The following is a 12,447-nucleotide window of genomic DNA, read 5'->3' as shown; positions in this document are numbered from 1 at the left end:
GCGCCTAGACTGCGGCTCGCAATGAAGATTGGGAGATCCGTGCAATGACTGACTGTGTGTGTAATACCGTTTGCGATAGCCCGTACGGCGTCGACTCGGACCTAGAACCTGCAACCCCCGCGTGGATGGCAGTATTTTCCCTGGCCATGGGGGTGTTCGGATTACTGACCGCTGAGTACCTTCCAGCCAGTTTGTTGACGCTGATGGCGACTGACCTGGGCGTGTCCGAAGCGCTGGCTGGCCAGGCAGTAACGGTGACGGCCGTGGTGGCGTTGTTCGCCGGCTTGTTGGTACCAGGCCTGACCCGTGGCATCGACCGACGGTGGGTGTTGCTGGGTTTTTCCACGTTGATGGTTGCCTCCAATCTGTTGGTCGCCGTTTCCTCCAGCTTCGCGGTGCTGTTGTTGATGCGCATCTTGCTGGGCATTGCCCTTGGCGGGTTCTGGAGCATGGCGGCGGCGGTAGCGATGCGCCTGGTACCGAGTGCCTTGTTGCCCCGGGCGCTGTCGATCATTTTCAGCGGCATCGCCATCGGCACGGTCGTTGCGGTACCGCTGGGCAGCTACTTGGGTGGGCTCTATGGCTGGCGCAGCGCGTTCTTTGCGGCGGCAGCGGTAGGCATGGCGACCCTGGCTTTCCAGGCGTTCACGCTGCCGCGCCTTGCGCCGCGCCGGCCGGCACGCCTGCGTACGGTACTTGAGGTGTTGCTGCGCCCGGGCATCGCCATGGGCATGTTCGGTTGTGTGCTGGTGCACAGCGGGCACTTCGCGATGTTCACCTATGTTCGGCCCTTCCTCGAGGGGACTACGGGTATCGGCGCCCAAGGGCTGTCACTGATGCTGCTGGGGTTCGGTGTCGCAAACTTCGTCGGCACGCTGTTGGCCGGGAGGCTGCTGGAGCGCCACCCGCTGGCCACACTGGTGTTGATGCCTGCACTGGTCGGCGTCGCCGCACTGGCGTTGGTGCTGTTGCCGGCCTCGGTGCCGGGGCAGGCGGTCCTGCTGGCGATCTGGGGCCTGGCCTTTGGTGGCGTGCCGGTGGCGTGGTCGAACTGGGTCGCCAGCGCGGTGCCTGACCAGGCGGAAAGCGCCGGGGGCATGGTGGTGGCCTCGGTGCAGTCCGCCATCGCAACGGGCGCCGCCGCAGGCGGTGCGGTATTCAGCCTCGGTGGCAGTGCAGGCGTATTCGTCGCCGCGGCCGTGCTGATGCTGCTGGCCGCGTTGCTGATTGCGCTGCGTGTTCGCGTCCCCTCCGCCCATGGCATCCGCCAGTCCAAGCCCGCGTTGCATCTTTGATCCGGTTAGCCAAACCGTTTCGAACCCGTTCGTAAAGTGCTTGAGCATTTCTTGCGCAATACGCGCATGGGATAGATGATCCGGGACTTCATTCCCGTTGATTAACCCACCGCGCTCCAGGTCTGAATGGCTCTAAAGCGTAAATGGCGTTAGCATTCCCATCATTGGGCTTAAACAGCCTGTTTTTTCAGATCAGGGTCGCATTGTGGAAAAGCTAAAACGCCTCCAAAGTGGAATCGAAGGGCTCGACGCTCTGCTCAAGGGAGGGCTGGTCGCGGGCGCCTCCTACATAATCCAGGGGCGGCCAGGGTCTGGCAAAACGATCCTGGCCAACCAACTTGGGTTCCATCATGCGAACAATGGAGGCCGGGTTCTGGTCGCCACACTGCTGGCCGAGTCACACGACCGCCTGTTTCAGTTTCTTTCTACTCTGAGCTTTTTCGACGCATCCAAAGTGGGCGCCGACATTCAGTTTGTCAGCGCGTTTGACACGTTGGAAAACGAAGGGCTGGACGAGGTGGTGAAACTGCTTCGGCGCGAAATAAGTCGCCAAAAAGCTACAGTGATGGTGGTCGATGGCTTGCTCAATGCTCGCTCAAAAGCCGACTCGCACATCGACACCAAGAAATTCATTTCCGAGTTGCAAGGGCACGCCGCTTTCGCGGGTTGCACGGTGCTATTTCTGACCAGCTCCCGTCTCGACGACGGCAGCCCTGAGCACACCATGGTTGATGGCGTCATTGAAATGGGCGAAGAGCTGTTTGGCACCCGCTCGGTACGTCGTATTCAACTGCGTAAAACTCGCGGCAGTGGAGCCATGACAGGTCTTCATGAGTGTGAAATTACCGACAATGGTTTGGTGGTTTACCCTCGGCTCGAAAGCCTTTATAGCCACCCGTCCGCCCCCGACAGCGCCGACATGACGCGTATCGCCAGTGGCATTGGTTCGCTGGACGGCATATTGGGGGGAGGCCTTTACAGTTCCAGCGTGTCTCTGGTCATGGGCCCCTCCGGCATTGGTAAAACGACGCTGGGCCTGAAGTTTCTGGCCGAGTCGACGGTGGAGGCTCCAGGACTGCATTTTGGCTTTTATGAGAGCCCACAACGGTTACGACTCAAAGGCCAATCACTGGGTATCGATATCCAGGGCATGGAGGACAGCGGCGCCCTGAGCATTGCCTGGCAGCCGACGACTGAGGGGTTACTGGATGGGTTGGGCGCTCGCCTGTTGAGTCTTGTAGAAGAAAAAGGCATCAAGCGCCTGTTCATCGATAGCCTCAGCGGTATGACCCGAGTCTCTACAAACCCGGCGCGAACTACTGACTTCTTCAGTGCGCTGATGAATGAGCTTCGATCCAGGGGCGTAACCGTATTCGCATCCTGGGAAATGCGTGATCTATTTGGCTCCGAGGTCAGCGCGCCGAACTCTGACCTGTCCAGCATCGTCGATAACTTGATGCTGATGCGTTTCTCTGAGAATCACTCTGAACTAAGCAGGACGCTTTCCATTCTTAAGGTACGAGATAGCTCTTATGACCCCTCCAGATTTGAGGTTGTCATCCAAGAACGCGATGTTTTCCTGAAAAAGGCTTCGAGACATGAACCTTCAGCCCCCACTGAGACATCGCCCGGTTCACTTTCTTAAGCGTTTTGAGTGGATTGAATTAACATGACCACCATCCTGGTCGTCGACGACGAGTACTTGATCGCTGACATTCTCAGCTTCGCACTGGAGGATGAGGGGTTCATGGTGGTGACTGCCAGCAATGGTCGAAAAGGACTGGAAGTGCTGGATAGAGAAAGGCCAGCCTTGATCATCACCGATTTTATGATGCCCGTGATGGACGGCCTGGAATTCGCCACAGCCGTTCGAGCCCTCCCTTGCGCGAATCAATTGCCGATCATTCTGATGAGCGGTGCTCAGGCACACATCGGCATGCAGAGATCGGATCTGTTTGATGCGGTAGTGTCGAAACCATTCAACATCGACTTGATCATTGCCGAAGTTAAAAAGCTGCTCGCCTCTGATCAGTGAGTACTGCATCTACCTACCCGGAGCCACGTAGAAACGGGCTCCGCCTGCCCGAACAATCGAGTTGAAAAAATTTTTCGGGGGCTCTTGAAAACGTTTTGGTAGCACCTATTTTCGGTTTTACGCGATGCCGCAAACGGGTCGCGTCTTAAATCACTTGGAGAACACTCAGGAGATTTACTATGGCTACTACTCTTTCTTTGGCCCCTCTGTTTCGTCAGTCTGTGGGTTTTGATCGCTTCAACGACCTGTTTGAATCAGCGCTTCGTAGTGAGGCTGGTAATACCTATCCACCGCATAACGTGGAGAAGCATGGTGAGGATCAATACCGCATTGTGATTGCAGTGGCGGGGCTTACTGAGGAGGACATAGACATTCAGGTTGAAAATGGCGTATTGAGCGTTTCTGGTGGAAAACGTGAAAACGACGAGAAGGTGACTTACCTGCACCAAGGGATAGCGCAACGCGCCTTCCGCTTGTCCTTCCGGCTGGCTGACCATATCGAAGTTCAAGGTGCAGCGCTCACCCACGGTCTGCTAGCCATCGAGCTGCTTCGGGTTATACCCGAAGAAGCCAAGCCAAAACGTATTGAGATCGGTACTACCGGCAAGCCAGACCAGCGTCAAGTAAGCCTGCAATAAGTGTGTTTAAGGCGCTCTGCGGAGCGCCTTTTTTATTTTGTTTTAATCAACCGCTGAGGCGTGCCCGTGTGGGGTTCTGCGCCGTGGTCGTTGCCGGTTGAAGTCCGCCTTTTGACTCAACCGAATTGACCTGCCGATTCAACGGCGGTTTTTGGTTTCCTGCTACGTGTCAGCTGATAGGCAATTGCCAGCCATATGAACCACCCCGGCATGACCATCAACGCAACGCGTGTGTCAGGTCTCAATGCCAGCAGGCAGAGCACGAAGCCCATAAAAGCCAGTGACAACCAGGCCATTGGCACGCCGCCTGGCATCTTGTAAGCAGATTTGGCGTGAAGCTCAGGACGTTTTTTGCGATAGGCAATGTAAGACGCGAGGATGGTCGACCACGTGAAGATCACCAGAATCGCCGACACGGTGGACACGATGGTGAATGCCGTCATGACTTCCGGAACGATGAACAGCACGAGCACGCCTGACAGCATCAACAGTGTCGTGAAGGCCAGGCTCAACAGAGGCACGCTGTTGCCCGATAGACGCCGAAAGACACCCGGAGCGTTGTCTTGATTGGCCAGCCCGAACAGCATGCGGCTGGAGGAGAATACGCCACTGTTGGCCGATGACGCGGCGGATGTCAGGACCACGAAGTTAACGATGCCGGCTGCTGCGGGAAAACCGGCGACGAGGAACAGTTCGACAAAAGGGCTTTTTACCGGTGAAACCTGTTGCCAGGACGTCACGGCAATAATGCAGGCCAATGCCAACACGTAGAACAGGATGATTCGCAGCGGAATCGAGTTGATTGCCTTGGGTAACGTCCTCTCCGGAGCACGGGTTTCCGCTGCAGCGGTGCCGATCAACTCGGTGCCGGCAAATGAGAATATCGCCATCTGAAAACCGGCAAAAAACCCAAGCAAGCCATTAGGGAATGCAGCCTGCTTATCCACCAGATGGCCCAGGGACGCGGTGACGCCATTGGGCGAAACGAACGAGCTGGCAATCAGTACGATGCTGACCCCGATAAGCGTCACGACGGCGATGATCTTAATGATCGCGAACCAGAATTCGACTTCACCGAAAAGCCTGACCGTCAGCACGTTCAAGGCAAACAGTGTCGCCAGCATCCCGATAGCCGGTATCCAGGCTGGCAGATGGGGGAACCAGTACTGGAAAAACCCGCCGACAACGACGGCATCGCCGATCACTGCAACGCTCCAGCTCAGCCAATAGGACCAGCCGAGAAAAAACGCAGCGCGAGGCCCCAGGTAGGCGCCGGCAAAATCCGCAAAGGTCTTGAAATTCAAATTGGACAGCAGCATTTCGCCCATGGCACGCATGACGAAGTAAACGAACAGGCCAATGATCATGTAGATAAGGATGATCGAGGTGCCGGAGAGGGCGATGATCTTGCCGGAGCCCATGAACAAACCTGTACCAATGGCTCCGCCCATTGCCATTAACTGGATGTGACGATTGCTGAGCGTGCGCTGCAGCGCAGGCTGCTCAACCCGCTCTGATAGATTCGATTTCATTTCAAAACCTCTTGATTTTATGTTTTTGAGTTTTGGCAGAAAAGTGCATAGCCAGCGCCATTGTCAGGATGCAATGGCGGGTGACGGTGTTGGTTTATGGTGGACAGCGCCGGTTCCTTGCACATGCCTGGGGGCGGCTTTGGTCGGCTGCTGTTCAAGCCTCTGGAACAGGGTTTTTATATGTTCAGGTTGATCACGCCGTCTTCGGGCGGATGCTCAAGCGCGCTTGCTCTCGAAGCCATGCAGTACGTTCACCGCGTTGATTCCGATTTCATCGACCATATAGCCGCCTTCCATCACAAACAGGGTGGGGCAACCCACACTCGCTATCAGCTCGCCGATCCCGATGAAATCCTCGCTTTCCAGCAGGAAGTGACTGATCGGGTCGTCCTTGAAGGTGTCGACCCCCAGTGAGATCACCAATACCTGCGGTGAGAATTGCTGGAGTTTCCTGCAGGCATGCAGCAGGGCGTCGCGGTAGGTATCCCAGGCGGTGTTTTTCGGCAGCGGGTAGTTGAGGTTGAACCCTTCGCCAACACCTGCGCCGACTTCATCGCTGAACCCCGAATAGTAGGGATAGGACACGGCCGGCTCGCCGTGCAGCGATATGAACATCACGTCATTGCGCGAGTAAAAAATGTTCTGGGTGCCGTTACCGTGATGAAAATCGACGTCGAGTACCGCGACGCGTTTGGCGCCCTGGGTGATTGCCTGCTGTGCAGCAATGGCCGCGTTGTTGAGATAGCAGTAACCCCCCATGTATTCACGCGCCGCGTGATGGCCCGGCGGACGACAAAGGGCAAAGGCACTGTCATGGCCCTCATCGATAAGTGCCAGCCCCGTCAGGGCGATATCGGCACTGGTCTTGACCGCCTGCCAGGTGGTGGCAGTGATCGGCGAGCCGGCATCCATCGCATAGAAACCGAGTTTGCCGTCAATGAACGTCGGCACCTGATCGTTGGCCAAGTCACGTACAGGCCACACCAGTGGCAGCGCATCATGGGTGCGCCCTGTGGCGCACCATTGCGACCAGGCGCTCTCCAGGAAGCTCACGTAGCGCTCGCTGTGCGCGTTGACGTAACACGAGCGGTCGAACGCGCGCGGTTCGACTATCTGGCCAAGGCCAACTTGCTTGACGCGGTTGTGAACAGTGTCGGCCCGACTGGGCTGCTCGAACGACGGCTTGAGCACGCCATCCTTCAACTCGGTGCCATGGTGCAGACGGTGGGAATCACTGAAAACTGTAAACATTCTGCGCATCCGTTAATGTGGGCCAGTGCAAATATTCTGTTCTGGTCAGGAGGCGATTTCTTTGCTTTGTTTCTGTGCTTCTTGATATTTATCGGGCGATTTAACTCAGGAATAGCGTAATGAAGAAAAATATATCCAGACGCATCAGCCTCGATGAGACCGATCTGGCCATTCTTGAGCTATTGCAGCAGGACGCGAGCATTTCCAATGCCGAACTCAGTGAGCGGCTTTCATTGAGCCTTACGCCTTGCTGGCGACGGCGCAAGAGAATGGAGGAGGCGGGGGTGATAAAGGGCTATCAGGCAACGCTTGATCGAAGAATGCTGGGGCTGGATATCATGGCATTCGTGCACATCCGCTTTTCCACGCATGCCGACCACGCTCCGGACGCCTTTGAGGCAGTGATTGCGCAATTGCCAGAGGTATTGGCCTGCCACAAGATCACCGGAGACGCCGACTACGTACTCCAAGTGTTGGCGGAGGATCTTGATAGCTACAGCGACTTTATCGAACAAGTACTGAGGCGCCAGGTGGGTATCGCGTCTATTCAGTCGAGTCTGGCGTTGCGTGAAATCAAAGCGGGCAGCCGTATGGCCATACCCAAATTGAGCAAGGATTGAATCTCGGCGGTTCTGGCCTGGACAACCTGGGCTTTGAACGACTGGGTATAAGCGCTCCGTTCGCGCATTTAAGGGCTATCGCGTCCGCTTAAAAACAGGCGGACACCGCCGTCCTTGATTTGGGCGTTCGCCCGCGAGTCATGTGTCGAGTGCCTGCTGTTTGGCAATTTCCTGGTTGCGCAGAATGAACCGCTGCAACTTGCCACTTGGGGTCTTGGGCAACTGTTCGACGAATTCGATTTCCCGCGGGTAAGCATGTGCAGCTAGACGCTGTTTGACATGCAGGCGCAGTATTTCGGCCAGCTCGGCGCTTGGCAGGTACCGGTGGGTCAGCACGACAAACGCCTTGATCAGCTCGGTGCGTTGCGGGTCGGGCTTGCCGATCACCGCGGCTTCGACGACTGCCGGATGTTCGATCAGCGCACTCTCGACATCGAAAGGCCCCACGCGGTAGCCGGACGTGGTGATCACATCGTCGTTACGGCCTACAAAGCTGATACTGCCGTCCTCATTAAGCTCCACGATATCGCCGCTCAAGTAGTAACGGTCGACGAAGGCCTTGGTGGGCATGCCGAAGTAGCCATTGAACCAGCACAGGGGCGAGCGCTCGCGATCCACCGCCAGTACGCCCGGCTGACCGGTCGGCAGTTCCCGATGCGCATCATCCAGCACGACAATCCGGTACCCCGGCACCGCATAGCCGGCAGAACCCTCACGTACCGGATGGCGCAGCCCATGGTGATTGCACAGCACCATGCCGATTTCGGTTTGGCCGTAATGATCGTGAATGACCACGCCGAGCTGTTCGGCGAACCAACGGATGACTTGCGGGTTGAGTGGTTCGCCGGCGCTGCTGACAATACGCAGTTGACCACGCACGGCGGCGGCAAACTCGTCCCCGGCAGCAATCAGCAGGCGAAAAGCCGTCGGCGAGCCGGCCAGGTTATTGATCGCATACTTGACGATAATCCGGCAGGTGCTTTCCACGGTGAAAGGGCCGTCATGCAACAGCGTGGCCCGGCCGCACGCCAGTGGCCCGGTTACTGCGTAATACAAGCCATATGCCCAGCCGGGGTCGGCGAGGTTCCAGAAATGGTCGTCCTCGCGCAGGTCGATTGCGTCGCGCATATACCCTTTGAAAGCCCGAATGGAGCTCAAAGGCACCTCAAGCGGCTTGGCCGGTCCTGTGGTGCCCGAGGTGCACATCAGCAGGAAAGGCGCGCTGGCGTCCAGCAGCTCAGGTGTGCAGTCGGTGTGTTGACGACCCAGCACGTCCCAGAAACCGTAATCGCTCGGATGCTGCGCAGGGCCGTCGGTCACGATTGCGGGTGGGCAGCCAGGGATTTCATCCAGCTTGGGACGATTGTGGGAGTCGGTCACGATCCAGCGTGCCTTGGAGCAGTCCAGACGCTGCTCGATCGCCTTGGGACCGAATGCGGTAAAGAGCGGTTGGTAGACCGCGCCGATGCGCCAGGCTCCCAGGAGGGCAATCACCAGTTCAACCGTGCGTGGCATCAGGCCGGCAATACGATCTCCCGGCTGCACTCCCTGCGCTCGCAGAAAGTTGCCAAAGCGCGCAGCATGCGCCTGCAGTTCGCTGAAGGTGTAGTGCCTGGCGCGGCCATCGCGCGTTTCGCAATACAACGCCACAGCATTGCCGTGAGCGTGCCGGTCGCAGCATTCGATGCAGGCGTTCAAGGCGCCCGGTTCGCCGTGCAAGTCCTGGTCTGCCGGCTGTAGATAGTCGAAGGATGACACTGCTGAGTCGTAATCGCGCATAACGTACCTGATTATTATTTTTGGAAGGTGTCCTGTGCCCACGCAGGCCGCGCAGGCGCCTGGATGTAGCTAGTTGTCCATCATCTCGGCTGCTTGCTGGGTCGCTTGGCTGGTACGCGTGGCCAGCTTGCGCACTTCATCGGCGACCACCGCAAAACCGCGACCGGCTTCGCCTGCGCGCGCCGCCTCAATGGCGGCATTCAACGCCAACAGGTTGGTCTGGCTGGCAATGCCCTGGATGGTGGCGACAATCTGCGTCAGCTTGGTGAGGGTTTCCTGCATCACCCGATGTTGTTGCGCCTGCGCCTCGCGCAGGGTGCTTTCTTCATGGTGGGCATGGATGTCGGTGATGGCTCCCACCACCCTTTGCGGGGAACCGTCCTGCCCACGGCGCGTTTGCCCACGGCCGCGAAACCAGCGGTAAGTGCCATTTTTATGTTTGAGTCGATAATCCACATCAAACGGCGTCTTGCCGCTGCGGTCGTCCACATGGGCGACGAACGCGCCGATGGCCCGTGCGCTATCGTCGGGGTGCAAGCGTGAGGTCCAGCTTTCAAGGGTGTCAGGAAACTCCTCAATCGTGTTGCAACCCAGCAGTCGGCGCATTTGCGGCGACCACCAAATGGTATTTTTCGGGTTCGCCGGGTCGCCGGCCACTATCTCGATATCCCAGAGCCCGTCATGCAGCATTTCCCGGGAAATGTCGAAGCGTGTGGCCGCCAGTTCGAGCGCCTCGTTGTGCAGGTACTGTTCATGAATGTCACGAACGGTTCCTCCGATGGCAAGCGCGGCACCTTGCGCATCGCGTCGCGCGACACCGCTGATTCTGTACCAGCGATAGTCACCGTCTGCTGCCGGTTTCATTCGCACGTCCAGGGCCAAGGGCGTGCGCCCGCTACGATCGGCAAGGTGCCTGGCGAGCGCCGCCAGATGCGCTTGCTGGTCATCCGGGTGCAACTGTTTGCTCCAACTGCCGAGCTGATCGATAGCCTGGGCCAGGTCCGACTCAGACCCGGTCCACGTCATCACGCATTCCGGCGCGGGAGCCACGGTTCCATCCAGTTCCAGCTCCCAGAACAGTTCCCCTGCGCCCAGCGTGACCAGTGCCCAGCGCGCCGCCCATTGCCGCAACAGCGTGTCATTGCAGGCCAGGCGCTCTTCCAGTTGGTTGACGTCCAGCGTCAGTGCGCGGGCTTGCTCCTTGAGCGCTCGTCGCTCTTGCAGCAGTTGTTCGACGCTTGCCAGGATACGGCGCAATAACCGGTTGTTCGACGACACGGGAGGGCTCGCCTGGTCAGGCTGATCCAGTCGGTCGGCGAGCAGCGTCAATGCCCAGCGGGTGGTTCGGCTGAAAAAAAGCATGGGACACCTCTGCCTCGGTCAAATGGGATCAGCCTGCAACGATTGCGTTGCAGCTGATAAGGCCAGCGAGTCAAAGACTGTCGCCCCCGGCAGGGCTTGCCAGGCTGAAGGGCCGGCGCTGATTTCCTGAGCATTCAACAGGCAGTCGTCGAGCGCGTGCTGTAACGCGTGGGTATCCAGGTCCTGGCCGATAAAAACCAACTCCTGCCGGCAATCGCCGACAATGCTGTCCCACTTGGTCATGATGCTCTGCAACCGATATTCATCCCGTGGCCATTGCGACTGCTCGATGAAGGTCCACCAGCGCCCCACATAGTCCCACTGGAACTGTTTGCCGCTTTGCACCAGCAGGCCGGTTTCCAAGTGCCGGCTGGCGAGCCAGAAGTAACCCTTGCTGCGCAACAGGCGCCCGTTGCGCCAAGGGCGCTGGAGAAAGTCGAGTAACCGCTGCGGGTGAAATGGAGCGCGCTCGCGGTACACCCAGGACGTCACGCCATAGGTGTCCGATTCGGAGGCCGGTACGTCGTTGGCCGCCATTTTTTTCATCCAGCCGGGCGATGCCGCAAGGCTGGGTAAATCAAACAGATGGGTGCCGAGAATGCCGGATAATTCAACGTTACCCTGAACCATCGGCAGGATCCGCGCGGTCGGGTTAAGGCCGGCGAGAATCGCGTGCACGGCCTGGTAACCAGGCTCGTCGATCAGGTCCAGTTTGTTGACGAGAATGACGTTGGCGTATTCCACCTGCTCGATCAGCAGGTCTGCCAAATGGCGCTTGGGCGTATTTTTCTGTGCGTCGTCGCGGGCCACGGTGTCCGGCGACTCAAGCAACGCCTGAAAACGACTGCCGTCGACCACCGTCACCAAGGTATCGAGCCGCGCCAGTTCGCTGAGGCTGAAGCCTTGCGCGTCAAGGAACGCGAACGTCTCGGCGACCGGCATTGGCTCAGAGATCCCCGTGGATTCAATGAGCAGGTAATCGAAACGCTCCTGACGTGCCAGGGCACTGATCTGCTCGAGCAAGTCGGCGCGCAGCGTGCAGCAGATACAGCCATTGCTCATTTCAATCAACTCATCGCGACCACGGTGCAGCGCCACGTCGCGCTGCACCTCTTCGGCATCGATGTTGACGTCGCTCATATCATTGACGATGACTGCCACTCTCAGGCCTTCGCGATTGCGCAGGATATGGTTGAGCAGCGTGGTCTTGCCGGCGCCGAGGAAGCCGGAAAGCACGGTCACCGGCAGTCGGCCTTTCAAGGCGCCGGCCATCATACGTTCACCGTGCTATCGGCATGGTCCAGATAGCTTTCGAACAGATCGACCACCACGAAACCGTCGTCGGCCGCGTCTCCCCACAGGTCCTTCACGCGAAACTCGACGTGGTAGGTCGGCTGATGCGCCGCGTTCAAGTCGCCATGCCCGATCGCGTCCGGGAATGGCCATTTTTCGGATGTTCGGTGCAGGACTACGCCATTCTTGCCGCGCACATAGGCCGGCATGCGGATATGCCCGGCCACATACTCGTCTCGCACGGTAACTCGGTCGCCGACCTCAAACGGCGCTCGACCGGTGATCGCCGGTCTGCCTTCAGCCTGCGCAGGGTTCGCCAGCTTGAAGTGAGAACCCAGGGCCTGATCGAGCTCCGCCTGGGTGATGACACCGGTTTCGACCAGCAGGGTGGCGGTAGCGATGACATAGCGTTCGTAGTACTCGGTACCGACATGTTGGCGGACATCCAGGCGTTCGACGGCGTGGCGCACTTCGTCCACGCTGAACTTCTTCAAGTGATCGGCACCGATAAACATCAGGCTGTAGGCCAGGTGCTCCCAGTCCTGCTTGAACACCGGTTGGTAGCTCAGGCTGTTGATGGTATGAGGGACTTTGCCAAAGCCTTGGAAACCGCCGAGATCGTGAAAGCCATCCATAATAGAA

Annotated in this window: 10 protein-coding genes and 2 pseudogenes; 5 read left to right on the top strand and 7 right to left on the bottom strand. The window is 58.3% G+C overall.

Annotated features, from left to right (window positions below; translation table 11 throughout):
* Nucleotides 1-44 precede the first annotated feature (44 nt).
* The 4 genes from AOA59_RS23740 to AOA59_RS23725 all read left to right on the top strand — a co-directional run bounded on the left by AOA59_RS23740 (nt 45) and on the right by AOA59_RS23725 (nt 3,968).
* Nucleotides 45-1,295, top strand: a complete 1,251-nt coding sequence (locus AOA59_RS23740) for an MFS transporter (protein WP_099489268.1) — start codon at nt 45-47, stop codon at nt 1,293-1,295.
* A gap of 205 nt (nt 1,296-1,500) precedes the next feature.
* Nucleotides 1,501-2,940, top strand: coding sequence for an ATPase domain-containing protein (locus AOA59_RS23735; RefSeq protein WP_065930163.1), 1,440 nt, complete (start codon nt 1,501-1,503; stop codon nt 2,938-2,940).
* A gap of 24 nt (nt 2,941-2,964) precedes the next feature.
* Complete coding sequence (locus AOA59_RS23730; protein WP_065930162.1) at nt 2,965-3,330, top strand: response regulator; 366 nt, start codon at nt 2,965-2,967, stop codon at nt 3,328-3,330.
* A gap of 179 nt (nt 3,331-3,509) precedes the next feature.
* On the top strand, nt 3,510-3,968 hold the full coding sequence (locus AOA59_RS23725) for an Hsp20 family protein (RefSeq protein WP_099489267.1): 459 nt from the start codon (nt 3,510-3,512) through the stop codon (nt 3,966-3,968).
* 116 nt (nt 3,969-4,084) lie between these two features.
* Here AOA59_RS23725 and AOA59_RS23720 read toward each other — a convergent pair whose 3' ends face one another.
* Entirely contained in the window at nt 4,085-5,500 is a 1,416-nt protein-coding gene (locus AOA59_RS23720) for an amino acid permease (RefSeq protein WP_099489266.1), read from the bottom strand.
* A 216-nt stretch (nt 5,501-5,716) separates the two neighbouring features.
* A complete protein-coding gene (locus tag AOA59_RS23715; protein WP_069787848.1) occupies nt 5,717-6,751 on the bottom strand; it encodes a histone deacetylase family protein in 1,035 nt (344 codons plus the stop codon).
* Nucleotides 6,752-6,870: 119 nt separating this feature from the next.
* On the opposite strand from AOA59_RS23715, the gene AOA59_RS23710 reads away from it, so the two are divergent.
* Nucleotides 6,871-7,371: an Lrp/AsnC family transcriptional regulator gene (locus AOA59_RS23710; protein WP_099489265.1), complete on the top strand. Its 501-nt coding sequence runs from the start codon at nt 6,871-6,873 to the stop codon at nt 7,369-7,371.
* Between the two features lie 138 nt (nt 7,372-7,509).
* Here AOA59_RS23710 and AOA59_RS23705 read toward each other — a convergent pair whose 3' ends face one another.
* The 5 genes and pseudogenes from AOA59_RS23705 to nthB form a co-directional block, all read right to left on the bottom strand.
* On the bottom strand, nt 7,510-9,150 hold the full coding sequence (locus AOA59_RS23705; protein WP_099489264.1) for an AMP-binding protein: 1,641 nt from the start codon (nt 9,148-9,150) through the stop codon (nt 7,510-7,512).
* A gap of 78 nt (nt 9,151-9,228) precedes the next feature.
* Nucleotides 9,229-9,483 (bottom strand): annotated as a pseudogene (locus AOA59_RS33610) (methyl-accepting chemotaxis protein); the annotation flags it as partial.
* 30 nt (nt 9,484-9,513) lie between these two features.
* A pseudogene (locus AOA59_RS33605) lies at nt 9,514-10,176 on the bottom strand (PAS domain-containing protein); the annotation flags it as partial.
* A gap of 354 nt (nt 10,177-10,530) precedes the next feature.
* On the bottom strand, nt 10,531-11,787 hold the full coding sequence (locus tag AOA59_RS23695; protein ID WP_099489262.1) for a GTP-binding protein: 1,257 nt from the start codon (nt 11,785-11,787) through the stop codon (nt 10,531-10,533).
* On the bottom strand, nt 11,784-12,440 hold the full coding sequence (nthB, locus tag AOA59_RS23690; RefSeq protein WP_099489261.1) for a nitrile hydratase subunit beta: 657 nt from the start codon (nt 12,438-12,440) through the stop codon (nt 11,784-11,786). Before nthB ends, AOA59_RS23695 begins: the two co-directional genes overlap by 4 nt.
* Nucleotides 12,441-12,447 lie beyond the last annotated feature (7 nt).

It is taken from the genome of Pseudomonas sp. 2822-15, assembly GCF_002742515.1.
Classification (GTDB): domain Bacteria; phylum Pseudomonadota; class Gammaproteobacteria; order Pseudomonadales; family Pseudomonadaceae; genus Aquipseudomonas; species Aquipseudomonas salomonii.
This window is presented reverse-complemented; position numbering and strand designations above follow the sequence as displayed.